The 23,939-nt window shown below is 47.6% G+C and carries 20 protein-coding genes; 8 read left to right on the top strand and 12 right to left on the bottom strand.

The features are described 5' to 3' along the window. Positions 1-110: 110 nt before the first annotated feature. A complete protein-coding gene (locus AY633_RS05240; RefSeq protein ID WP_068487130.1) occupies positions 111-1,934 on the bottom strand; it encodes a cation:proton antiporter in 1,824 nt (607 codons plus the stop codon). Positions 1,935-2,095: 161 nt separating this feature from the next. Here AY633_RS05240 and AY633_RS05245 point away from each other — a divergent pair, with 161 nt between their 5' ends. After that, entirely contained in the window at positions 2,096-2,278 is a 183-nt protein-coding gene (locus tag AY633_RS05245) for an SE1832 family protein (protein ID WP_068465777.1), read from the top strand. Positions 2,279-2,315: 37 nt separating this feature from the next. Further along, positions 2,316-3,881, top strand: coding sequence for an ABC-F family ATP-binding cassette domain-containing protein (locus AY633_RS05250; protein WP_068487132.1), 1,566 nt, complete (start codon positions 2,316-2,318; stop codon positions 3,879-3,881). A 351-nt stretch (positions 3,882-4,232) separates the two neighbouring features. Here the strand turns inward: AY633_RS05250 and AY633_RS16575 are convergent, their stop codons facing one another. The 5 genes from AY633_RS16575 to AY633_RS05270 all read right to left on the bottom strand — a co-directional run bounded on the left by AY633_RS16575 (position 4,233) and on the right by AY633_RS05270 (position 8,712). Next, positions 4,233-4,388: a hypothetical protein gene (locus AY633_RS16575; RefSeq protein WP_186008749.1), complete on the bottom strand. Its 156-nt coding sequence runs from the start codon at positions 4,386-4,388 to the stop codon at positions 4,233-4,235. A gap of 90 nt (positions 4,389-4,478) precedes the next feature. Beyond that, positions 4,479-4,634 carry a hypothetical protein gene (locus AY633_RS16580; RefSeq protein WP_186008750.1) on the bottom strand — a complete coding sequence of 52 codons (156 nt, stop codon included), beginning with the start codon at positions 4,632-4,634 and terminating at the stop codon, positions 4,479-4,481. Between the two features lie 569 nt (positions 4,635-5,203). Further along, complete coding sequence (locus tag AY633_RS05260) at positions 5,204-6,652, bottom strand: phospholipase D-like domain-containing protein (protein ID WP_068487136.1); 1,449 nt, start codon at positions 6,650-6,652, stop codon at positions 5,204-5,206. 110 nt (positions 6,653-6,762) lie between these two features. Continuing rightward, the gene (locus AY633_RS05265) at positions 6,763-7,299 is read right to left on the bottom strand and encodes an RNA polymerase sigma factor (RefSeq protein ID WP_068464407.1); all 537 of its coding nucleotides are present in this window, start codon (positions 7,297-7,299) and stop codon (positions 6,763-6,765) included. Between the two features lie 138 nt (positions 7,300-7,437). Then, the gene (locus AY633_RS05270) at positions 7,438-8,712 is read right to left on the bottom strand and encodes a hemolysin family protein (protein WP_068487138.1); all 1,275 of its coding nucleotides are present in this window, start codon (positions 8,710-8,712) and stop codon (positions 7,438-7,440) included. Positions 8,713-8,862: 150 nt separating this feature from the next. Here AY633_RS05270 and AY633_RS05275 point away from each other — a divergent pair, with 150 nt between their 5' ends. The 4 genes from AY633_RS05275 (at position 8,863) to AY633_RS05290 (ending at position 12,974) form a co-directional block, all read left to right on the top strand. Beyond that, on the top strand, positions 8,863-10,239 hold the full coding sequence (locus AY633_RS05275; RefSeq protein ID WP_068487140.1) for a dipeptidase: 1,377 nt from the start codon (positions 8,863-8,865) through the stop codon (positions 10,237-10,239). A 75-nt stretch (positions 10,240-10,314) separates the two neighbouring features. Next, positions 10,315-10,890: a glycerol-3-phosphate acyltransferase gene (locus AY633_RS05280; protein WP_068487142.1), complete on the top strand. Its 576-nt coding sequence runs from the start codon at positions 10,315-10,317 to the stop codon at positions 10,888-10,890. Between the two features lie 101 nt (positions 10,891-10,991). Next, positions 10,992-11,855 (top strand): DegV family protein, encoded by an 864-nt coding sequence (locus tag AY633_RS05285; protein WP_068487144.1) that lies wholly within the window; start codon positions 10,992-10,994, stop codon positions 11,853-11,855. Positions 11,856-11,954: 99 nt separating this feature from the next. Further along, on the top strand, positions 11,955-12,974 hold the full coding sequence (locus AY633_RS05290; RefSeq protein ID WP_068487146.1) for a DUF2804 domain-containing protein: 1,020 nt from the start codon (positions 11,955-11,957) through the stop codon (positions 12,972-12,974). A 213-nt stretch (positions 12,975-13,187) separates the two neighbouring features. On the opposite strand, the gene AY633_RS05295 is transcribed toward AY633_RS05290, so the two are convergent. After that, entirely contained in the window at positions 13,188-13,898 is a 711-nt protein-coding gene (locus AY633_RS05295; RefSeq protein WP_068487148.1) for a glycerophosphodiester phosphodiesterase family protein, read from the bottom strand. 17 nt (positions 13,899-13,915) lie between these two features. Continuing rightward, on the bottom strand, positions 13,916-14,770 hold the full coding sequence (kynA, locus tag AY633_RS05300) for a tryptophan 2,3-dioxygenase (RefSeq protein WP_068487150.1): 855 nt from the start codon (positions 14,768-14,770) through the stop codon (positions 13,916-13,918). 148 nt (positions 14,771-14,918) lie between these two features. On the opposite strand from kynA, the gene AY633_RS05305 reads away from it, so the two are divergent. Continuing rightward, on the top strand, positions 14,919-15,437 hold the full coding sequence (locus AY633_RS05305; RefSeq protein WP_068487152.1) for a YusW family protein: 519 nt from the start codon (positions 14,919-14,921) through the stop codon (positions 15,435-15,437). A 43-nt stretch (positions 15,438-15,480) separates the two neighbouring features. Here the strand turns inward: AY633_RS05305 and AY633_RS05310 are convergent, their stop codons facing one another. The 4 genes from AY633_RS05310 to AY633_RS05325 all read right to left on the bottom strand — a co-directional run bounded on the left by AY633_RS05310 (position 15,481) and on the right by AY633_RS05325 (position 21,096). Further along, entirely contained in the window at positions 15,481-16,329 is an 849-nt protein-coding gene (locus AY633_RS05310) for a GNAT family N-acetyltransferase (protein ID WP_068487154.1), read from the bottom strand. A gap of 151 nt (positions 16,330-16,480) precedes the next feature. Beyond that, positions 16,481-18,304, bottom strand: coding sequence for an ABC transporter ATP-binding protein (locus AY633_RS05315; RefSeq protein ID WP_068487156.1), 1,824 nt, complete (start codon positions 18,302-18,304; stop codon positions 16,481-16,483). Then, on the bottom strand, positions 18,297-20,021 hold the full coding sequence (locus AY633_RS05320; RefSeq protein WP_068487158.1) for an ABC transporter ATP-binding protein: 1,725 nt from the start codon (positions 20,019-20,021) through the stop codon (positions 18,297-18,299). Before AY633_RS05320 ends, AY633_RS05315 begins: the two co-directional genes overlap by 8 nt. 163 nt (positions 20,022-20,184) lie before the next feature. Continuing rightward, positions 20,185-21,096 (bottom strand): DMT family transporter, encoded by a 912-nt coding sequence (locus tag AY633_RS05325; RefSeq protein WP_068487160.1) that lies wholly within the window; start codon positions 21,094-21,096, stop codon positions 20,185-20,187. Positions 21,097-21,362: 266 nt separating this feature from the next. On the opposite strand from AY633_RS05325, the gene AY633_RS05330 reads away from it, so the two are divergent. Continuing rightward, the gene (locus AY633_RS05330) at positions 21,363-23,369 is read left to right on the top strand and encodes a putative bifunctional diguanylate cyclase/phosphodiesterase (RefSeq protein ID WP_068487162.1); all 2,007 of its coding nucleotides are present in this window, start codon (positions 21,363-21,365) and stop codon (positions 23,367-23,369) included. The last annotated feature ends 570 nt before the right edge of the window (positions 23,370-23,939 follow it).

Consider the following 23,939-nt stretch of genomic DNA (forward strand, 5'->3'; position numbering starts at 1 on the left):
GACTGCTCTTTGCGATTGAGTAACTGGTGCAGTATATAACTGCAACGATAAGTTAATCATAGCAAAGACAGATTCCTCGTGCGCACCTATAGGGCTTATAATGAAAGATTTCATTCTTTAGTCTGAGAATCCTTTTTGTTTCGCTTACTTTCTAAACGCTCTTGGATTCGATCGGAATCACGTTCTGGACCTGTAAAACTGATGATTGTATCGCCTTGTTTCGGCTCCAGGACTTTATCGGACGTAAAGAATTCAATATTCCCTTGCGCTGTTTCAACGAACAAAGGAATTGTATTGGCAGACCATCTTTGATTGAACTCTTCGTATGTGAAACGCTCTGTCAATTTTGTTGAACGGATGGCATATCCTTGCTCTTCCTTATCATCGAGTGAGTGAATATTCCAGTCTTCGGTAAACAGAATACGCCCGCTCAAAGATGAATGGAAATCAGCCGGATCCCCTTCGTGAAGAGCCGTTTGGTACAAATTGATGCGCCCCATTTCAGGCACAAAGTTATTGACGACCAGTGCATTGAACGAGTCCGTTTCTGAGGCGACGATCATCTTCTCATACGGTGTCAAATCCACTTCATACTCTGTATGTTCGGAAAGAATATTCCCGACATAGGTTTTGATGCCGATTTGGCGTGCTTTTTGCAGACGCCCCCAAGAATCGTCAACAAGCAGGACATTTTTATCCATATCGTGAAGAACTTTCGCTAAAGCCGTTGTGAATCGGCTGGCACCGACAATGATGAGGCCCGGATCTTCTGCAGAAGCAAGGCCAAGTTTGCGGCCAACCCACGTAATGGAAAAGCCATGTGCCACAACCGTGGAAAACACGAGCGCAAAGGTCAACGCCGTCAACAGATCTGCATCTTCAAATCCAGCGTCCAATAAGACGTTGGCAAAGTAGCCGGAAACCGTCAATGCGACGATGCCGCGAGGGGCAATCCAACCAATCAAGGCTCTTTCCCGCCAGCTCAAATCTGTGCCGATTGTCGATAGCCAGATGGATAGCGGCCTGACAATGAAAAGCATCGCCAGTACGAACAAAATAATGGACCAATTGAAGATTTCAAACAGCACGTCCATGCTGAGAGAAGCTGTCAGCATCATGAAGACACTTGAAATCAGCAGGATCGACATCGTCTCTTTGAAGTGTCTCATGTCGTTGATGGAGCTGATGTTCATATTGGCCATGACCATCCCCATAGCCGTCACCGCAAGCAGGCCAGTCTCGTGCATAACAATATCGGAGATGACAAAGGTCAACAACACGACGCCGAACACCATCGGAGATTTGAGAAACTCAGGAATTTGACCGTGCTCGAACATCCAACCCATCCCAAATCCTGCGACTGCGCCAAGTACGGTCGCAAAAAGCGCTGCCAGGAAGAACAATCCGAATGCGGCCGCAGTCACTTCCCCTTCTGCAAATAATATAAATTGAAAAGCGAACAGCGCGAGCAATGCGCCGAACGGGTCGACGATGATGCCTTCCCATTTCAATAATGCGGCTGGCCGGGCTTTTAACTTAGCCTGCCGGAGCAGCGGCATGATCACGGTCGGACCGGTGACGATAAACAAACCGCCAATGACAAATGATACGGCCCATGACAGCCCAGCTACATAATGCGAAGCCAAGGTACCGCCAGCCCAGGCAAGCAAAGCGCCGAACGTGACAATTCGCCACACCGGCTTGCTGAAACCTCGGATTTCTTTGAAGTTTAAGTTCAAGCTGCCTTCAAACAAAATGATGGCAACTGCAAGTGACACAAGCGGCCGGAACAAATCCCCAAAACTTTCTTCCGGAGAAATCACGGCAAATATCGGGCCTATCAATAACCCGGCAATCGACATCAACACAATCGCAGGAAGGCGGAGACGCCAGGCGATCCACTGTGACAGAACGCCGAGGAAAATAATTAACATAAGGTCGAACAATAAACTGTCGATGGCATCTCACTTCCTTTTTTCGTTTTTTGTTATTATATAGGAGTAGTAGTGCGCAATGAAAGCGAGAAGCGCCAAGCGTATGGATTTAAATTTTCTCTATTTGTGGTACAATACAGAGAAAAACTAGGGTGATTTGGTTGAACAAGCAGGAAATTGAATACGCAATCGCCGAATTGAAGAGCGATTATGTACGCCAACAGGGTGATATTGAAAAACTGGAAACGACCGGCCACACAAAAATGGTCGACAAAGCCGAAGAACGGCTTGAAAAAATGGAACAGCGTCTTGCGGAATTAAACAAAAAACTCGCGGAACTTTAACCGCGGTTTTTTTTATGGAAAGTGGAGGAACACATAAATGAGTTTATTAACAGTAGAAAACCTTAGCCACACATTCGGTGACCGTACTTTATTCAATGATATTTCGTTTCGGTTAGTCGAAGGAGAACATGTCGGGCTCGTCGGGGCAAACGGCGTCGGGAAATCGACACTGATGAATATTTTGACCGGCAAGCAAATTCACGATGGCGGCAAAGTCGAATGGCAGCCGAAAACCCATTACGGCTATTTGGACCAACACACGCAACTCGCGCCTGGCCGTACGATCCGTCAAACTTTGCAAGATGCCTTCTTGCCACTTTACGAAAAAGAAAAAGAATTGAATGACATCGCCATGCAAATGGGCGAAGCCGATCCTGAGCAACTCGAAACATTGCTCGAACAAATGGCTGAAGTACAAGATGCACTCGATGCCGGCGATTTTTATACCTTGGATGTCAAAGTGGACGAAATCGCACGTGGGCTTGGGCTTGACGCTATCGGTCTTGAACGGAATGTAGAATCTCTTTCCGGCGGCCAGCGGACCAAACTTCTTTTGGCCAAACTATTGCTGGAAAAACCGAAAGTGCTGTTGCTGGATGAGCCGACCAACTATTTGGACGAAGAGCATATCCAATGGCTCGTCAATTACTTGAAAAACTATCCGCATGCGTTCCTTTTGATCTCGCATGATACGGAATTCATGAGTTCAGTAACCGGCGTTATTTTCCACCTGGAATTCTCCCGACTGAACCGTTACACCGCTTCTTATGAGAAATTCATCGAGCTTGCGGAACTGGCGAAAAAACAGCATCTTGAAGCTTATGAAAAACAAGAGGACATGATTAAGAAAACCGAGACCTTCATCGCGAAAAACAAAGCCCGTGCGTCGACGACTGGACGCGCGAAATCCCGTCAGAAGCAATTGGACCGCATGGACCGCATTGAAAAACCGGAAATGGCAGCTAAGCCGCAGTTCGCTTTCAAGGAAACGCGCAGCCCAAGCCGCTACGTTGTTGAAGCGGAAGCGCTCCGCATCGGTTACGACAAGCCGCTATTGCCGCCGTTATCGTTCATGATTGAACGCGGGGAAAAAATTGCGCTTGTCGGCATGAACGGAGTCGGGAAATCGACTTTGTTGAAGACGATGCTTGGCAAGATCAAGCCGCTTGATGGCGACGTCATCCGCGGGGAATACTTGACGCCTAGCTATTTCGAACAGGAAGTCAAAGCGCCTACCCACCGGCCGATCGATGAAATCTGGGATGCGTATCCTTCGATGGATCAGGGACAAGTGCGCGGTGCTCTTGCCCGCACCGGCTTGAAGAGCGAACACATCGGCCGCCCGATGAACCAATTGAGCGGTGGCGAACAAGCGAAAGTGCGCTTGTGTAAATTGATGCTTGAAGAAAGCAACTGGCTGATCTTCGATGAACCGACGAATCACTTGGATATCGATGCGAAAGCCGAACTCAAACGTGCGATGCAAGCTTATAAAGGCACGATCGTGCTCGTCAGCCACGAACCGGATTTTTACGACGGCTTGGCGACGAAAGTGTGGAATGTTGAAGACTGGATCGAAGCTGGAAAGCAAACAGAAGCATAAGTTAAAAACCCGCTGTACACGACGTTTTACGTGTACAGCGGGTTTTTATTAGATACGAGCAGGTTTCTGGAAAACTCTATGCGATTGAGCAGTAGATAAAGAGAGCGAAAGTTTGATTGTGGAATCGTTCCCACATTCTATTAATGCGATTTACTAGTAGTCGCCGCCTGGCTTGGGGTTGGCCTTTTGCAATAAGCCAGGAAAAGCACCTGTCTTATTGCGTCGGCTCACCCTTGACGCTTGGCGGCTGAGTGATTTCATTGTACGCAAATTGTTTAAGTAGATCCGCTTCTTTACACGTTGCCGCCTAGTGGGGGAATCGCTTCCCGGGTCTAGTTTTAATTAGGATAGTTAGGCTTTGATTGCGGAACCGATTTTGTGTTCGATTGGTGTTTTGTGTGGGTAGTCGCCGCCTGGCTTTGGGTTGGCCTTTTGCAATAAGCCAGGAAAAGCACCTGTCTTATTGCGTCGGCTCACCCTTGGCGCTTGGCGGCTGAGTGATTCCATTGTACGAAAATTGTTTAAGTAGATCGGCTTCTTTACACGTTGCCGCCTAGTGGGGGAATCGCTTCCCGGGTCTAGTTTTAATTAGGATAGTTAGGCTTTGATTGCGGCATCGGTTTTGTGCTCGATTGGCGCTTCGTGTGGATAGTCGCCGCCTGGCTTTGGGTTGGCCTTTTGCAATAAGCCAGGAAAAGCACTTGTCTTATTGCGTCGGCTCACCCTTGGCGCTTGGCGGCTGAGTGACTCCATTGTTTGCAGTTCGTTTAACTAGATCGGCTTCTTTACACGTTGCCGGCTAGTTGGGGAATCGCTTCCCGGGATGCAGTATCTGGTCATGTGGTGCTTGAACCAAGTATCTTGTTAGACGTTTGGGGCTGAAAACCTCAATCCCTTTGATGTAAACGATATGAGCTACAAAAGGTGACGCAGTTACTCATTTTCTATTGAGTAGATAGAAGAGAATTTCTTCTATTCGAAAAATAGAGACGGAGTGGAAGGGGTTAATAGATGGCGAGGGGAAGCTGGGTCCATTCATTTGCGACGCATTTGCGCAGCAGATGTTTTCGTGCGATGCCCGAACATAGTGAGGGTTGAGCAGATGTGGGAGCAACGCGTATCAAGCGATGCTCGAACACAGAGAAATTTGACACATTGGCTAGGCACCCACCCCAGCTCCGGGCAGCTGAAAGCGCGACGTCCTGCCGCATCAGCTGCATGACTCACCTCCTGCGAGCCGCAAGCGTCCTCCTGTAACGCAATCGAATAGCGCAAGGCAAGCTATTTATACTTACTATGTTTCTCATATCTTTTACTTACTTTCAATAAGTCGTCAGCTTGAAGAGTTTTTGGAAGTTGTAGATGCCGCGCTGCCAGAAGTTGAACCCGTCTTGGTATTCTTCTAGGTCGAGTGTGTACAAAGCGTCTTCGTTGTTCCATAGCCGATCGAAATACGTATCCAGCTCGCCGACCAAATCGCTGTCGGTCGGTGCTTTAATCAGGATATCTGACTCGAGGTTATAATCCATTAGCGTCCGCTCGGTCATATTTGCGGACCCTCCCATAATAATTGTTTCTTCGCCGCTTTGAATCATGATGGTCTTCGTGTGGAATTGCCCGACTACCGGATTGTACCAACGGACTTCCAAGGAATCGCTGGCTGCATCGACCATGCCATTCACCGCCGGGCGGTTCGGCAAACCGGTTTTCTCATTGCCGAATGCATTTTCATTTGGATCGAGTACGAGCTGCACTTCGACACCGCGGTTCGACGCCTCTTCCAAGCTCTTGACTACACTTGTCTCGGATAAGTAGAACATGGCCATTTGAATGCTATCGCCTTTTTCGGCGCTGTCCAAGTGCTTCAGCAACTCTTCCAATATTTGCCGCTCAGTTAAGTATTGCACTTCATAATCGCCTGTTTGTTCGGGCATTTCTGCTCTTGGAAAATCAGGGCCTCCGGACAATTTTGAGACCGCTTCTTCGGCTTCTAGAATATCATCAAGCACGGGCCCACTAACGCGAAATGCCATATTGTCGTGCAAACCGCTCGCATCGTGTGGATTGGCTGAACTGACGATTGCTTCCTGTTCTGAAACGACCGTCTTCCGGTGGTTTGCTTTGATGTTCATTAATTGCATGTATGATGACAGAGTCATATCGGGCGCGTCGCTCGACATCGCATTGGCTATCCAGCCTTCTCCATCGTTATCGAACCATTGAAAGATTACTCGGTAGAGTCCTGAATATAGAGGCATGGAATCGCGCAATTTGTCGAGGTCGGTGATGATCACTTCCACCCCTTCCGCCTCCAAGGTTTCCAACAGCAAGCTTTCGTAGGATCCGTAGCCAAGGTTCAGCGGGTCGGTGATGAAATAGATCGGAAAATCAGGGTTTTCCTGCTTTTTCTCAACAATGTGATCGGCTAGGCGCTCAGCGATGGCTGGATAAGCCGTATCGGTATCGTTGTAATTGTCGAATAGAAACAAATCGAGCACGAGAAATTCTTCCGCTTCATCAATCAGTTCGTAAATTTCATCAAAAATTCGCAGTTCGCTTTCCAATCCGGTTCCTTCTTTGTCTTGCGCATAGCTGAGGTCGTAAATCATTTCCACCTGTTCGACACCATGCAGGTCGCCAGCAAATGAAACGCCTTCCGGCAAAGGTTTAAACGTATGCCAAATTATGACTATGATATACATTGCAGCAAGTACACCCAAAACTCTCATAACGATGCGCCTGCGTTTACTATAATCCTTATTTTTTTTCATGTTTTTTCCGCCCCTTTGCTTCATTATAAGCGGAAGGATATTAAAAAAATATAAGTTATTATTTCCCATATAAAAACCCCAGCCGTTAATTGGCTGGGGTTGGCTTCATATTAGGCAATTACTACGTATTCGCGTGTTCTTACATCTTCTATCAGCATGTCTTTCAGGCGTTGCTTGCCACGATGCAAACGGGATTTTACGGTACCGATCGAGACCTTCATCGCTTCAGCGATTTCCACGAGTGAATACTGGTGGACATAAAAATAAACGATGGTGGTTCGGTAAATCGCATCCAACTCAGAAATCTTGTGGCGGATCATGACCGAGACGTCTTGTTTTTCCAATAGTTCTGCCGTCCCGGTTTCATCAGTTGGGATCAAATCCAAAAGGGAGACATCGAGTCCTTCCGGCTGATTGGCGATATGCTTGCTGCGGCGTACATTTTTACGATAACGGTCGCGGAATGTATTCATGCAAATTGTCGTTAGCCAGGCTTTGGCGTGATCGACTTCTGCGATTGAGGATTCATAGCGTACGACTTTCAGCCAGACTTCCTGCATCAAGTCTTCGGCTTCAGCTTTATTGCGGGTAAGTTTCAGGCATAGATGATAGATGTAGCGATTATATTCGGCATATAGCTCTTCCATCGGTGTTACCTCCGTCCGGTGATCTTATGCCTTAATTGTGCCTGAGCTTCAGCTTACGCTCTATCGTTCCCTCTTTCAGTCTCCTTACAATGTTGTAAGAAATGAAAAAAGCCAGCCTTGGTTCAGGCCGGCTTGCTGTTATTGTCTTTTGACTGAGTTTTCGCTAACGGTTTCTGCCTCTTCGGGTTCAGCCATTTTCGTAATGGTTAAACGTTCGATTCGGTTTCTGTCCATTTTGTTTACGATCACATGCAAGTTCTCGTAAGTAAATTCCTCGCCGGCCTCTGGCACATGGCCGAGTTGCTGCATGACAAAGCCCGCAATCGTATCATGGTCTTCCGGTACTTCGATCCCAAACATTTCATTGACATCTTCAATTTCTAGGCGGCCATGACAAGACAATTGGCTATCGTTGATTTCAAAAACCAATTCGTCATCTTCATCGTCTGTCTCGTCTTCAATATCCTGCCCAATCATTTCCTCGATAATGTCTTCGTGCGTGACAATCCCGAGCGTTCCGCCGTATTCATCCAGAATGACAGCCATGTGCTTTTTCTTTGCCATCATTAATTTGAAAACTTTCTCGACGCTTACTGACTGTACGACGAACAATGGATTATCGTCCATCAATTCCACCAGATTCAAGTTCGGATTCATCGACCACTCAATCAGCTTTTTGGAATAAAACAGGCCAACGACATTGTCCATGCTTTCTTCGTAGACTGGGTAGCGCGTATACGAGGAATCCAAAATCAAGTCACGGACTTCTTCGTAAGTCATCTCGATGGAAATGCCGACTGTGTCCGTACGGTGTGTCGACATTACGTCCGATACGTCTTTATGCGGAAAATCGAGTACGCCTTTGATGCGCTCTGATTCGTCTGCTTCAAACGTCCCTTCAGTTGACGCGATATCAACCATCGTGCGCAGTTCTTCTTTGGTCATCGTCGCTTCTTTAACGCTGCCTTTGGAAATGATACGGATGAAGATATTCGTGAACTGGGCGAGCAACCATGTCAGTGGTTTAAAGAGCACGACCAAAAACCCGATGACCGGCGCTACAATATAAGCGATTTTATCTGCGAACGTCGCTGCAATGGTTTTCGGCAACACTTCCCCGAAAATAATCAGGATAATCGTCAAGATGGCTGTCGCAAGCCCGACCTCCCATCCTTCTGTGATGGCAATGGTCGTGACGAGCGTAGGCAGCATGATATTGGATATATTATTACCGATCAAAATAGTCGTGATCATCCGGTCCGGCTTCGCGATTAATTTCTCGAGCTTCTGGGCTTTGACGTCCCCTTGCTCCGCGCGAAGATGGACCTTCATCCTATTAACTGCCGTGAGCGCCGTTTCGCTTCCCGACAGGAAAAACGACATGATCAGAAATAATGCCAATGCGATAAACAAATTTACTTCCTCCAGTAAAATACCTATAAAATTTTTTCGAACTGTTTCCGTATTATCCATAATACCACAGCAATTTTCCTCTTGTCGAAAAGGACAACTTAGCTATGCTATAATTTCCACATACTAAAAATACTGGAAAGCAGGGATTTTATGAACGCCACTCAAATCGATAAGTACTTCAAAGATCACCGCCAGGCCCATCTCGAAGAATTGAAAAGCTTTTTGCGCATTCCATCGGTCAGCTCTTTGTCCGAACACAAAGCCGATATGCAAAAAGGCGCAGAATGGCTGATAAAATCATTGACCAAAGCAGGCCTTGAAAATGCCAGCATCGACGAAACTGACGGCCATCCGGTAGTCTACGCTGACTGGCTCCACGCAGAGGGCAAGCCGACAATTTTGGTCTACGGCCATTACGATGTCCAACCGGTCGATCCGCTCCATTTATGGGAAACACCGCCCTTTGATCCGCATGTCCGAGACAATAAATTATACGCACGCGGCGCAAGCGATGATAAAGGCCAAGTGTTCATGCACGTGAAAGCTGTGGAAGCTTTGCTCAACTTAAACGGCGAACTTCCCGTCAATATTAAATTCATCCTTGAAGGCGAAGAAGAAATCGGCAGCCCAAGCTTGCCGAAATACGTCGAAGACAATAAGGAAAAACTCGATGCCGACATCATTGTCATTTCCGATACCGGCATGCAAGGGCCAGGGCGTCCGGCTGTCTGTTACGGGCTGCGCGGACTTGCCGGCATCCAAATTGATGTCAACGGACCTAAAGGCGACTTGCACTCCGGTCTTTACGGCGGCGCTGTTCAAAATCCACTGCACGCCATAGTGGAAATTTTGGAGTCGTTCCGCGACAAAGAAGGCGTCATTCAAGTTGAAGGTTTCTACGACGATGTGCGCCCCGTTTCTGACGAAGAACGCGCAGAATTCGCCGCACTCGATTTCGACTTGGAAAACGAAAAGCAGGCAATCGGCATTTCAGAAGATTTCGGCGAGCAAGGGTATTCCTTCGTCGAGCGTACATGGATTCGCCCGACACTTGAAGTCAATGGCATCACCGGCGGATTTGCCGGCGAAGGTATCAAGACCGTTTTACCAGCGGAGGCCAGCTCGAAAATCACGTGCCGGCTTGTTCCTGACCAAGATCCGGATGACATCATCGCTAAATTGAAAGCGCATGTCGAAGCGCATAAACCTGCTGGCGTTTCGGTCACCATCACTGAATTCGATAAAGGCAAACCATTCCTGACGCCCTATGATCATCCAGCCATCCAGGCAGCGGGCCGTTCTTATGAAAAAGTCTACCAAGTACCGACCGCGTTCACGCGCATGGGCGGATCGATCCCGATCGTCGCCGCGTTTGATGAAATTCTTGGATTCCCTGTGGTCTTGATGGGCTTCGGGCTGGCATCAGAAAACTTCCATGCGCCGAATGAACACTTCCATTTGGAGAATTTCGATAAAGGTCTCCGCGTTATCAGCGATTATTTATTTGAAGCATCCGCACTTTCCTAAGAAAACTCATTGGCCTTCCCGAACCGGGGAGGCCATTCATGTTCTGGGCGAGACTTAATGTGTTGGAGGGATACGATGGTTATTTTGTATTGGATATCGGCTTATTTGCTTGGCACTTTTTTGACTGCCTTATGGATAGGGAAATGGAAAGGTGTAGACTTGGCTTCTTCGGGCAGCGGCAATCCAGGCGCCCGCAACGCCTTATCCGTACTTGGACACAGGGCGTCGTTTTTAGTGTTTCTTGGCGATTTCTTAAAAGGTTCGGCCGTCGTATGGGCAGGACTTTGGCTGGAATTTTCTTTAGTGGCCGTGGCAGTGGCCGGATTGCTTGCAGTCGTCGGCCATATTTACCCACTCTGGCGCAAAGGCCGCGGCGGAAAAGGCATCTCGACTTTTGCCGGTGTAACATTTTGGCTGACACCTGATTTGTTTTTAGCGATGCTCGTCTTGTCATTCGCTTTTTACCCGTGGCTGAAAAGCGCCACTTTGTCGATGCTCGCTGGCTTCAGCGCGTTTTTCGCTGTCGCATTTGCCCTTCAGGTACAATCGGTCGTATGGCCGCTGTTTCTTGCCATAATTGTTATTGTAATTCGTCATAAAGAAAACTTGAAAGTTTCACTGGAAAAACGTTTTCCTGCCAAGAAAGCCTGATTTCCTGGTTTTACAGTTTTTTATTGAAGAAAGCTAGGACCATATTATTATCCGTGTTATAGTTTTATTATTCAAAATACTCGATAGATAGGGGTTTTCAGATGAAAAAACCAATTGCATGGATCATGGATACAACCGGCTATGTCACAGATGAATTCAAATCACACCCTGATGTCTATATTGTCCCGCTGAATATCCATTTCGGCTCGGAAGAATTTATCGATGACGGCATCGACCTGTCCAACGATGAACTATATGCGCGCATGAAAAGTTCAAAGGATTTCCCGAAAACTTCACAGCCCTCGGCAGGAAAATTCGCGGAACTTTATGAAAAACTGAAAGAAGAATACGAATGTGCCGTTGCTGTCCATGCCTCGGCCAAATTGAGCGGTACCATTGCTTCTTCTATGACCGGTGCTGAAATGACGGAATTCAAGGTTTACACCGTGGATTCACTCGCTTTGTCGTACGGCTTATCTGGACTTCTTGAACGCGGATTAGCGCTTCAGGATCAAGGGTATTCCGCAGAAGAAATTACTCAGCGCCTTGAGCAGGAAACGACCGATTTCCGCAATTTCATCCTGATCGGCAACTTAAGCCAATTGTACAAAGGCGGACGGATGAGCGGAGCGCAGTATTACATCGGCAGCGTACTGAAAATCAAACCCATTGTCCAGATTACCGAGAAAGGTGAACTTGAACCGATTGACAAAGTGCGTTCACACAAGAAAGCGCTAGCTTATCTTTTAGACCGTGCAAAATCCGATCATGAAAAATACGGCATCCCCTATTTCCAAATCATGCACGGACACATCCCTGAACAGGCAGAAGAGCTAAAGGCAGAGCTGCTCAAATTCGCCCCAGAAGCGAACGTACTGATCGGCAATTTGAGTTCGTCGCTCGCCGTCCATGCCGGAGAAGGTACGCTGGCATTTATGTGGAGAAGGCCACCCGCTTCCGTATAATAAAACCTTAGTCTTTGGTCCTGTTTCGTAGCATTTTTCCGGGAAAACGCGGGAATTTCTGATACAATAAGGGCATTAGAAGACAACGAGGTGGATTCAATGCAACATGTGGAACGCGAACTGACAGAATACGTGAAACTATGCGATGCGAAAGGCCAATTGAATCCAAACGCTATTGGATACGCCAAGAAACCGATCATTGAATGCAATTTAACGGGCAATTTCATGCGCAAGAAAAAATGGAATTACTGGTGCGTGTTCGGGGACGAAATCGTTTTTTCAGCTACCATCTGCCATCTGGATTATGCTGCACTTTGCTTTGTATATTTCCTTAATTACGAAACGCAGCGTTTTTTTGAAAAGACCGTCATGGTGCCGTATTCCAGGAATTTATGCTTATCGGAAAGCGTGCTCGACAGCTCGCATTTCCATACTTCCGACATATTTGTCCATTCCACCTTTGAAAAAGGCAACACACGCTTAGTCGTCAGCATTCCGGATTTCGATGGGGAGAAATTGCATGCCTCGCTTTCCATTGCGCATCCGGCTGAGATGGAATCGCTGAACGTCGTTGTTCCATGGAATCGGCAAACCTTCCAATTCACGGCGAAGCACCATGCACTGCCGACAAATGGGACCGTCCAAATCGGGCCCACCCGTTATGATTTCGATGAAATGGACAGTTTCTCCGTTTTGGACTACGGTCGGGGCGTTTGGCCGCGCACCACTGTCTGGAATTGGGGCATGGCTTCCCAGCGTTCACTTGGAAAAGTGATCGGGCTGAATTTCGGAGGCAAATGGACGGACGGCACGGGGATGACGGAGAATGCCTTTTTCGTCAATGGCCGCATGACCAAAATCAGCGAAGACGTCATTTTCCGCTACGATAAAAAAGATTTCAAAAAACCGTGGCTGATTCACACGAAATTGACCGACGATGTCAAATTAACTTTTACGCCTTTCTACGAGCGTGTCTCAAAATCGGATGCGCGGCTTGTGAAATCCGAAGTCCATCAATTGTTCGGATATTATAATGGCTATGTCCGTTATGCAGATGGCAAAAAGTTAAAAATCCACCAATTGCTTGGCTCTGCAGAAGAGCATTACGCCAAATGGTGATCTAACCCAAAACCGCCCAGCGGCTGTCGATCAGACAGCTACTGGGCGGTTTTTTCACTATAACTCATCTATTTTTTAACAAATGGCGATACCACGGCTGGCCTATGAAGAATACAGGCACGAGTGACAATGCGGCAACGAATGGCCAGCTTACCTTATCGGTGAATCCCAAAGCGAGTGCAACAAGAATCCACATGCCAAGAGCGGTCTGTTTCATGTGATTTCCTTCAACATTTTTTCCGGATAATCGGTAAAAATGCCCTTCACGCCAATGTCCCGTAATTGCTCGGTATAATCCAGCCGGTTGACCGTATACACATAGACTTCACAGCCTTTATTAACTAGTTCTGCACCGTGGCGAAGCGCAAACGGCAAGGACAGATGAAGCCGTTTCGTTCCGACGGTTTCAGCATAAGCCGCCATATCCACCAAAATATTGGAAGCCAAAATAGCCCCTGTGACATTATGTTGCCCGGTCGCTTCCTGGACATCCAGATGATTGAACGAAGAAATGACCAGCCGATTTTCTAGGCCATGGCTTACGGCAAGCTCGACCACTTTTTTCACCGCTCCTGGATAAGGGAAAATATCGGTTTTGAGCTCGACATTCAGGTCATGCCAAGTTTCTGCAAACACTTCAAACACTTCGCCCAATGTGGGGATTGCAGTTCCAATCCATTTGTCTGCTTTCCAACTCCCCGCATCCAGCTGTTTCAATTCGGCAAGCGTCATATCTTTGACATAGCCTTTGCCATTCGTGGTGCGGTTCACTTTTTCATCATGGATAACGACGAGTTCCCCGTCTTTCGATAGGTGAACGTCCAGTTCCACTCCGTCAACCGGCAACATCGCCGCTTCTATAAAAGCAGGCAGTGTGTTTTCCGGGTGCGTGCCCGAACTTCCACGATGTGCAAAAATTTCCATGAGCCAACCTCCTGCGTTTAAACGTCTGTCCGGATCTGCCAAAGTTCCGGGAAGAAATATTGATCCAATACTTTCTTCAAATAATTAACACCTGATGAGCCGCCCGTCCCTGGCTTAAAGCCAATGATTCGTTCGACTGTTTTCATATGGCGAAAACGCCATTGCTGCAGACAGTCTTCAATATCGACCAATTTCTCGGCCAATTGATACAATTCCCAATGCTCGTCGACGTTGCGGTACACTTCCTTCCAGGCTTTCCGGACGCTGTCATTCGACTCGTATACGGTGCTGACGTCGCGCGCTAGCACATTATCATCAATCTCGAAACCACTGCGTGCCAATTTTTGAATCGCTGCATCGTATAACCCCGGTGCGTAGAAGGCTTTGGTTAATTCCTCGTGCAAAGCAGGATCTTTTTCGTAAATGCTTAAGACATGCTTCGTTTTATACCCGAGCGCGAATTCGATCATGCGATATTGGTAGGATTGAAAACCACTCGCATCGCCAAGGTCATCGCGGAATTCTAAGTACTCCGCAGGCGTCAAAGTCGACAAGACATCCCAGCCTTGGATAATCTGCGATTGGATGCGTGACACGCGCGCCAATTGCTTGAAGGCCGGTTGCAAATCATCCGCTTCAATATGGCGGATAGCTGCCGACAATTCGTGCAGGATCAGCTTCATCCACAGCTCAGAAACTTGATGGATGATGATGAAAAGCGATTCGTCGTGATGTCCGCTGGCGCTATGTTGTGCCGACAATATCTTATCGAGATGCAAGTATTCCCCGTAGGTCATGCTTTCCTTGAAGTCCGTACGGATATTTTGTTCTTCTGCGGCGGCGATGTTTTGCCCATTTTTATATTGATCCATGAAAATGGCTCCATTCAAACTCAGCTTGTGCTCGACTCTTCTTTTATTAAACATTGTGCAATACGTTTTGCACGTTTGCGTTGCTTATCTCCCATAGATTCGGGAATAGAACTGGAAATACTTAAAATTGAAAGGGAGTTTTTGTACCATGATGAAAAACAACAAGTTGATCTTCCCAGCTCTTATCATGTCCTCTGCACTTGCCCTAGCTGCTTGCGGCGACGACGAGGAAGTCACCCAACCTGTAACGGATGAGGCCTCTGAAGAAACGCCTGCGCCGGAAGCCGAATCGACTGAAGATGCTTCTCCAAGCGGCGAAGCAGAAGGAACTGCGGACGGCAAAACTTACGGATTCACTGACCTATCTGTTGAGGTCGATATGTCTGATCAGGATGAGGCCTTAGATTTCAGCTACGAAGAAGAGCGTGGTCAAGTAGAGGCCGAATACGAGAACAAGATCGACGGCGTGGACTTGACAGGCGATGATGCTTTCAATGAACTGGAACAAGGCTTGTCCCAGTTGGATTTAACCCCTGACACACCGGATGATGAAGTCATCAAACAAATTGTTGAAGCTTTCGGCATCGACGCTAGCTTTAAGAAAATCGAAATTGAAATAGATTACGCAGACGGGTCCGATAAAAATTACGAACAAACAAACCAATAAGCTTAACACTTAACTGTCCTGCGGATTGGCCGTTGGACGGTTTTTATTGCAGCACGCGCTGCCAATAGGAAATGGTCGAGACTCTTGCAAAGCCTGCCTTCTCATAAACTGGCCAAGCCATATTGTCAGTATCTACTTCGACCAGCACACGTAACAAGTTTTTCTGATATGCTAGTTGACGTGCCCACTTCAAAAAGGCCTGCCCATGACCTGATCGTCGACTATCCGGCGAGACCGCAAGCGATGTCAGCCACAAATCCCTATCTTCACTGCTCAATGTAGCCGTTGCCACAAGCTTGCCTTCCTGGCGCATCAAATAGATACGGCGTTCGGGGTCTTCCAAATTATGCTCAAGAACCTGAATGGCCGATTCGTCAAATGCCGCACGCAGCAGATTCACCAGTTCGTCTAAGTCTTTTTCTTGATAGGCCTCAATGACGATAGTTTCGGCAAGCTGATATGTAGAAAGCGGCTGCGCTTCAAACTGTAGCTCTTGGAAAGAACGCCCATATCCAAGGCTCTCTAACCAGCTATCTGACGCAATATGTTCTGTGAATGCCGCAAGTTCGCTTTCTGCTCCACGCTGCTCGAGCGAATGCTGAACGCCATCAGCCAATGCCGTTGCCAATCCAAGCCGACGGTAATCCGGCGAGACAAATGCCGACCATTCATAATGATGCAAACCGACGAGATCCGCTGCCGCCGCATAAGCGACCAATTCCCCGCTATCGGTATAAGCGAGCACCGCGAATCCTTTCGCAAACGGTTTTTGCCATAATTCATTTTGCAGCAACATCCGGCATTGTTCTGGCTCGCCGTCAATCAGCTGCTCCATTTCCCCTGCAGTTTCCGCATCAATCGGAAACGACGCAATCGACAGGGATAATTCCATTTCCATCCCGCCTTTCTTTTTCTTTTAATCATAACCGCCCACAGCGCTTGCCGCCACCCGGCTCCTGAAATTATGCTTTCCTTCACTGTCTCTTCATGAAAAACAAAAAAAGCAGAAGTCGGGATTTCCCCCGCCTCCTGCTTAGGTTTCACTATAATTTGGCATCTGTCAGCATCGTGGCGTACAAGCCGCCTTTATTCAGCAATTCGTCCTGGCTGCCTGCTTCGACCAATTTGCCGAGTTCCATGACGTAAACAGAGTCTGCCTTTCTCACCGTGTTCAAACGATGGGCAATGACAAAGCTTGTGCGGCCTTCCATCAGGCGTTCAAGCGCTTCTTGGATTTTCAACTCGGTCACAGTGTCGATCGAGCTCGTCGCCTCGTCAAGCAGTAAAATGACCGGGTCGGCAATAAGCGCGCGGGCAATTGACAACAGCTGCTTCTGGCCTTGGCTGATCATCGAACCGTCGCCAGACAATACCGTGTCATAGCCTTCTGGCAACTTGGAGATGAATTCATGGGCATTGGCTTGCTTCGCCGCTTCCACCACTTCTTCATCGCTTGCATCGAGTTTGCCGTAGCGGATATTGTCGCTGACCGTCGCCTCAAACAAGAACGGGTCTTGTAAGACAAAGGCAATTTGCTTGCGCAAAGTCTCTCTTGGCATCGCACCGATCGGCGTGCCGTCAATGCGAATTTCGCCTTCATTGACATCATAAAACCTAGCCAATAGCTGCATGACGGTCGTTTTCCCGGCACCTGTCGCACCGACAAAGGCTGCCGTCTGCCCGGTTTCGACCGTGAAGCTTAAATCACGGATGGTCCATTCCTCTTCGGCGCCCTCGTATTTGAAAGACACCTTATCGAATTCAACTTTTCCGTCAAGACGTTTGTCGGCATTACGTTTCGTATCGTCCGCTTCTTCCGCTTCGTCCATGATGGCAAATACGCGTTCAGCCCCGGCAATGGCTGATAACACCGTATTGAATTGGTTCGCCAAATCATTTAATGGCCGCGTGAACTGGCGCGAATACTCAGTGAAAATGACGATGACGCCGATTGTGACGGAACCGTTCAAGGCGAGCAATCCCCCAACACCTGCAACGAGTGCAAAACTGCCGTTATTCAAAAAGTTCATCACTTTGGGAATGAACCCCGCATATGTCCAAGCCCAGAAACCGGTCCGGCGTAGACGCTCGCTTTTTTCGAGAAAATCATCCATGACACGGTCTTCTTGGGAAAAGGCTTTGACGATTTTTTGCCCTGAAATGGTTTCCTCGATCATGCCGTTCAAGTCGCCGACCGCTTTTTGCTGCTCTTTGTACAAACGCCCTGTTCGCTTGGTGATCCATCGAACCGACACGTACATAAGCGGGATGATGATGAACGTCAAGATGGTGAGCATCGGGCTCAGCATCACCATTACGACCGCCGTCCCGACCAAAGTCAGGATGCTCGAGAACACTTGGATGAATGAGGTGTTAAGTGTCGATGAAACGTTTTCGATGTCGTTGGTCACACGGCTCATCAATTCTCCATGTTGCCGCTTATCAAAAAACGACACTGGCAAGCGCTGCAAATGGCCGAATAATCCCGCCCGCATTTGGTAGATGACTTGCTGGGCGATGCCGACCATCCAATAGTTCTGCAAGTACAAGGAAACGGAATGAAGGACGTAAACGACGATGAGCCAGCCGATGATTAAGCCCATCCCTTCGAAAGCACCCGGCACAATGTAAGTATCAATGATATAGCCGATCAAAAATGGGCCGAGCAACGCCATGGCTGAACTAATGAAGACAAGCGCCAAGACGATGATCAACAACGTACGCTGTTCGTCCACCAACTTCCATATTCTTAGCAAGGTGGATTTCCAGTTTTTTGCGCGTTCATTCTTTTTATCTGGCGATTTCTTTAAATCTTCTTTGGTTAAGACGGGCTCATAGCCGAAAGGCCGGCGGATGGCATCAAACATATTCCCCCACCTCCTCTGCTTGCTGGGACAATGCGATTTCACGATACAAAGAAGAGCTCTTCAGTAGTTCCTCGTGAGTACCGTAAGCTGAAGCGACGCCGTCTTCTAACAGCAGGATGCGGTCTGCGCGCATCGCTGTCCTCACTTTTTGGGTCACAAGCAATGTTGTTGCCTGTTCTTTATCGAGTTCTGCCCATAATGAGGATTCGGTTTTGACGTCAAGCGCACTCGTGCTATCGTCCAAAATCAAAATCGATGGTTTGCGGACCAACGCACGGGCGATGGACAATCGTTGTTTCTGGCCGCCGGATAAATTGACGCCCTTTTGGCCAACGCGCGTTTCGTAACCTTTCGGAAAGCGCTGAACCGTTTCGTCGATTTGAGCTTTTTCCGCGGCTCCTTGAAGTTCTGGAAGTTCCGCCTGTTCATTGCCCCACGACAAGTTGTCGGAAATGCTGCCGGTAAAGAGCATCGACTGTTGCGGCACGAGTCCAATGGTCTTGCGCAATTCCTGCAAGTCCCATTCCTTAATGTCTCGGCCATGAACTGACACACTTCCTTCTGTCGCCTCGTAAAATCTCGGGATCAATTGCAAAAGCGAGGTCTTGCCGGAACCTGTAGCACCCATAATGGCCAGTTTTTCACGCGGGGCCAGCTTGAAACTGATATTCTGCAGCACCGGACGCGAAGTGCCAGGATACGTAAATGACACTTTATCAAAACTAACGGTCCCTTCCTCAATCGGTACAGTCTTCCCTTGAACCACCTCATCGCCGTCATTCGCCAAAAGAATTTCTTCAATTCGGTCAGAAGATGCCTTAGCGCGCGCAAATGCCATGATGATGAATGAAAACATCGAAAACGCACCCGTCATCCGCATCGCATAGTTGACGATCGCAACCAATTCACCGATTTGTGCATCACCACTGCGAATATCAAAAGCCCCGAACCAAATGACTGCGAGCAGCGACACGTTCATGCCGAATAGCAAGATCGGCAAAATGATCTCCATGATGCGGAACGCTTTGACTGTGTCTGTTTTCAGTGCCCCTGCCACTTCGGAAAAACGGTTTGCTTCATACTTGCCGCGCAAATACGCTTTGATCAACCGAACCGCCTGCAAATTTTCCTGCACGAGACGGTTGACCTTATCCAGTCGCTGCTGGACAAAACTGAAGTAGACGACGCCTTTTCGGACCATTACGTACAAAAATGCTAGCAAAATCGGGAAGACGATGATCAAGTAAATCGCCAATTGCGCATTGACGACAAACGCCATGATCATGCTACCGATAACTAAAAGCGGTGCACGCAGCATGATGCGCAAACTCATATACAGCACTTGCTGGATCAATTGGACATCACTCGTCAGCCGCGTAATAAGGCCAGATGCCGGAAATTTATTGAACATTGCGAGTGAGAAGCCTTGCACGCGTTTATACACTTCTTGCCTGACATCAAATGAAAAGCTGTGGGACACGTGGGACGCGAAATACGAGTTGGCGACACCTGAAACAAAAGCGACCAATGACAAGCCCATGAGCACAAGCCCCAGACGAATGATGGTGTCCTGGTCTCCTGCCACGATGCCGTCGTCGATGATGCTAGCAATGACTAAAGGCTGCAAGAGCTCGAGCACAACTTCCAATAGCATCAAAAATAAAGCGATGCCAATGAGCAATGAATAAGGTTTGGTATAAGAAAAAACAGTTTTCATAAAGGTGCCTCCTGAACATTTCGAAACTCGAACTTTATATCATTTAGTATGCCATAATTTTCAGTTATCAGGTAGGGAAATCCTTTTTTTGTCATGCTCTCAAGATCAGACGAGTTTATAGGCAACAAAAAAGCATACAGCGTATTGCTGTATGCTCCGCTAGCTATCCTTCGTCCATAAGCTTTTTTTCATTGCCCGCAAAAGACAGCCACGTAACGAAAACCAACATGAGAAAGGCGCCGCCAATCTGCAGTGGCGAAAGAAAATGACCAAACCAAACGAGCGAAATAACCATCGCGGTCAATGGTTCCATGGCCGATAGAATGCTCGTCTCCACGGGCGAAATAAAGCGCATGCTGCTCAAGAACAAGACGAACGCCATCGTGCCGACCAGGATAATCGCGATGATCGCCAAGACGAGCAGTGGATCCGACAAGACATCCCACTCATCCGACAAAAAAATTGGATTGATCAAGCCGAGAAAGATTCCACCGAACAGCATCGACCAGCCAACGACGAGCAAAACCCCCCATTCCTCCATGAGCCTAGCCGGATACAGCGTATAGAACGTAAACGCCAAGCCGACAAGAATGCCCCAAAACAAGGCCTCTCCGCTAATGACAAGGGCATCCATTCGCCCGTCCGTCAATAATAGAAACAATCCGACTAGCGTACCAAGCATACCGAGAACCTGATACACCGGCGGCCATTTTTGCAAACGCATAGAAACGAAAATGATGACATATACTGGGGCCAAAAATTGCATCAGTGTAGCAAAAACGGCGTTACTCGTATCGATTGCTGCGACGAAACTATATTGGACCCCAAGCATGCCCGCAACAGAAAAAATCAATAACGGGCGCGTCCATATTTTTTGACGGAAAATGGAGGTGACTTGAACCTGTTTCATTTTCAAAAACAACAGCAGCACGATTCCAGCCACGATAAGCCGGATGGTCAATAAGAATGGAACAGAAATTGGGTAGACATCGAGTGTCCACTCCATTAGCGGGCCGGTCGCTCCCCAAAGCATCGCTCCTATCAATATCATGGAAACTCCTTTAAGACGTTCCAATCCCAGCACCCCTTCACTTCGAAATAACAAATCCGTGATGAATTACCTAATTTTTCTTTTACAATCTCCTTAACCGGTCAAAATCGGGACATTTTAAGTGATTTCCTCAATTTTCAACCGAATCATGCCTATTCTCTCATGAGAGGGTAAAAAAAGGTAGTATCATTTCTGTGCTAAAATTCCCGTGTTATATTTTTGTAAAGTGGTGACGAAAGACCTTTTCTTCTTTATAATGAAAGTACAAAACGGTTAAGGAGCGTCAGTTTATGAGTGAAAAGCAGGAGTTTTTGGCACAGAGCCTAGCATATAACCACATTCCCTTCCCCATCATCATTTTCGACCAACAGGGGCTCATCACTTGGTTCAATGGGCATGCCGAACGCATCTTTCAACTAAATACAGAAACAGCTATAGGTCATCCCTTTTCGTATATGAACCCAGAACAAGCATCGCTCCACAAGCAGCCTTGGGAAACACTGCTAGAAAGTACGGATCCGGTTCGATTCGAAAACATGGAAATAGGGCTCGGCAGTACCGGCCAAAGCTATTCCACAATCGTTACGAAAGCGTTCACATCACATGGCGATCGTTTTCTTCTGACGATCTACGAAGTTGATGATAGCGTAAGCGCAGATTCGACAGCAAGAGAATTAAGTCATCTTCGCCACGGGCTGGACGATTCATTTATGATGACTTATTTTGACCAAGAGTTCCTAATCACCTATGCAAATCCCCATTTCCTCAAACTCAGTAAATGGACCCCAAAACGCGTACTCGGCAAACCTGTGTGGCAAATGTTTCACGATGGCGAAGAAGATCTTGAATTTGTCGACTCCATTCTAGAAAGCCTGAAAAATGGCCAAGTTTGGAACGGCGAGGCGAAAAAAGCCACCAAAGACGGGGAACCGTATTGGGTGGACCTAACAGCGATTCCGATGCAATTATCTAAAGAAGATGTGTATTATATTTTCCTTGAAAAAGACATAACGGAAACAAAGAATGCTCAAAAACACCTTGAGGAAATTGCTTTTATCGATCCTATTACAGGACTTGCGAATCGCCACCGCCTTGAACAAGCGGTTGCAGAACACGTAAAAGAAGGTCGTCATTTCTCTTTCCTATTTCTCGATATTGACCGTTTCTACACCTTACGTGATGTATCGGATACGGATACAGAAAATGAATTGCTCATTGAATTTACCAAACGCTTGCGCATGTATTTTTCCGATTCATTGATCACGCGCGCAGGGCTCCATGAATTCGCGTTGATTACGCCTTTACCGAATTGGTTTATCGAAGGTTTCTTGCCGTATTTACAGCAGCACCCAATCTATATCCGCGGTACAGCAGTCCCTTTGACTGTCAGTGGCGCCATCACGAAATATCCGGAAGATCAGCAAAGTTTCATCCACTTGATCAAAGCATCTTATGCGACCATCAAGAAAGTCAAAGACCGCGGCGGCAGCGCCATTTCCACTTTGACAGCAGACGACCACGAACGCTTGAACCGCAAAGCGCTTATTGAAAAGCGACTTGTCCATGCACTCGACCGGAAAAATCTACAATTGTTGTACCAGCCGCAAGTAAATCTTTTGACTGGCAACGTCGAAAGTGTAGAAGCGCTGGTCCGGTGGAATGACGATGAAATCGGCGTCGTTACGCCTGATGAACTCATTCCGATTGCTGAAGAAAATGGCATGATTCATGAGATCGGCAGCTTTGTGGCAGAAACGGCCTGTGCACAATTGAGAGATTGGAAAGCAAAAGGCATCAATATGCGCATCAGCATCAACTCTTCCATCCGTGAATTCCGTGATAAAGATATGGCCAGCAAGCTGATTGAGCAAATCAAAGCGACTAATTGTGATCCTCATTCTCTAACAATCGAAATCACTGAGAAGTTTGCGCTTGAAGCTGAAGCCGAACGCCCAATCATGCAGCAAATGAACCGTCTGAACCAACAAGGCGTGCAATTCGCATTGGACGATTTCGGAACAGGCTATGCTTCTTTCCGTTACATGCTGCTATTGCCGATTTCTTCTTTGAAGATCGACCGTACCATTATTCAATCGATTACCAAACAAGAGAAGATGCAAAAGATGATTAACGGCATGATCCAATTTGGCAAGTCGCTTGATTTCCAAGTGACTGCTGAAGGGGTTGAAACGAACGATCAGCTTGAGCTGCTTCGTGTAATGGGATGCAATAGCATCCAAGGGTATATCGTCAGCCATCCGATGAATACTGAAGAACTTGAAAGATGGTTAAAATAGTGATGGTTGTCCCAAACTGTGGAGTTTCCGCGGTTTGGGTTTTTTATTGCGCTGGGGGGATAGCGCCTCTTGGATAGCCACCGATTCGCTTGGGGTTGAGCTTTCGTGAGAAGCCAGGAAGATCACCTGTCTTCTCACTTCGCTTCACCCTGGGCGCGGATCGGCTTTTGTATTTCGTTGAGGGTTCGGTATCCATTTGTTTGTGCTTCTGGAAGGTGCATCAGCCAGTGGGGAAATCGCTTCCTTCGGCTAGGCGGAAGGTGCAGAGTTGAAAGTGGGAGGTGGCGTCGCTTGGATAGCCGCCGATTCGCTTGGGGTTGAGCTTTCGTGAGAAGCCAGGAAGATCACCTGTCTTCTCACTTCGCTTCACCCTGGGCGCGGATCGGCTTTTGTATTTCGTTGAGAGTTCGGTGTCCTTTTGTTTGTGCTTCTGGAAGGTGCATCAGCTAGCGGGGAAATCTCTTCCTTCATCTAGGCGGAAGGTGATGAATTGAAAGGTGGCGGTCGCTTGGATAGCCGCTGATTCGCTTTGGGTTGAGCTTTCGTGAGAAGCCAGGAAGATCGCCTGTC

Source organism: Planococcus maritimus (genome assembly GCF_001592825.1).
GTDB classification, from domain to species: Bacteria; Bacillota; Bacilli; order Bacillales_A; family Planococcaceae; genus Planococcus; species Planococcus maritimus_C.

Excerpts from the sequence above, each read along its gene's own strand:
- AY633_RS05310 (WP_068487154.1), bottom strand. The coding sequence starts at position 16,329 with ATGGAATTATCCCTGTCGATTGCGTCGTTTCCGATTGATGCGGAAACT.
- AY633_RS05280 (WP_068487142.1), top strand. The coding sequence starts at position 10,315 with ATGGTTATTTTGTATTGGATATCGGCTTATTTGCTTGGCACTTTTTTG.
- AY633_RS05285 (WP_068487144.1), top strand. The coding sequence starts at position 10,992 with ATGAAAAAACCAATTGCATGGATCATGGATACAACCGGCTATGTCACA.
- AY633_RS16580 (WP_186008750.1), bottom strand. The coding sequence starts at position 4,634 with ATGGAGTCACTCAGCCGCCAAGCGCCAAGGGTGAGCCGACGCAATAAG.
- kynA (WP_068487150.1), bottom strand. The coding sequence starts at position 14,770 with ATGGATCAATATAAAAATGGGCAAAACATCGCCGCCGCAGAAGAACAA.
- AY633_RS05320 (WP_068487158.1), bottom strand. The coding sequence starts at position 20,021 with ATGAAAACTGTTTTTTCTTATACCAAACCTTATTCATTGCTCATTGGC.
- AY633_RS05240 (WP_068487130.1), bottom strand. The coding sequence starts at position 1,934 with ATGTTAATTATTTTCCTCGGCGTTCTGTCACAGTGGATCGCCTGGCGT.
- AY633_RS05305 (WP_068487152.1), top strand. The coding sequence starts at position 14,919 with ATGATGAAAAACAACAAGTTGATCTTCCCAGCTCTTATCATGTCCTCT.
- AY633_RS05330 (WP_068487162.1), top strand. The coding sequence starts at position 21,363 with ATGAGTGAAAAGCAGGAGTTTTTGGCACAGAGCCTAGCATATAACCAC.
- AY633_RS05315 (WP_068487156.1), bottom strand. The coding sequence starts at position 18,304 with ATGTTTGATGCCATCCGCCGGCCTTTCGGCTATGAGCCCGTCTTAACC.
- AY633_RS05290 (WP_068487146.1), top strand. The coding sequence starts at position 11,955 with ATGCAACATGTGGAACGCGAACTGACAGAATACGTGAAACTATGCGAT.
- AY633_RS05250 (WP_068487132.1), top strand. The coding sequence starts at position 2,316 with ATGAGTTTATTAACAGTAGAAAACCTTAGCCACACATTCGGTGACCGT.
- AY633_RS16575 (WP_186008749.1), bottom strand. The coding sequence starts at position 4,388 with ATGGAATCACTCAGCCGCCAAGCGCCAAGGGTGAGCCGACGCAATAAG.
- AY633_RS05295 (WP_068487148.1), bottom strand. The coding sequence starts at position 13,898 with ATGGAAATTTTTGCACATCGTGGAAGTTCGGGCACGCACCCGGAAAAC.
- AY633_RS05260 (WP_068487136.1), bottom strand. The coding sequence starts at position 6,652 with ATGAAAAAAAATAAGGATTATAGTAAACGCAGGCGCATCGTTATGAGA.
- AY633_RS05265 (WP_068464407.1), bottom strand. The coding sequence starts at position 7,299 with ATGGAAGAGCTATATGCCGAATATAATCGCTACATCTATCATCTATGC.
- AY633_RS05275 (WP_068487140.1), top strand. The coding sequence starts at position 8,863 with ATGAACGCCACTCAAATCGATAAGTACTTCAAAGATCACCGCCAGGCC.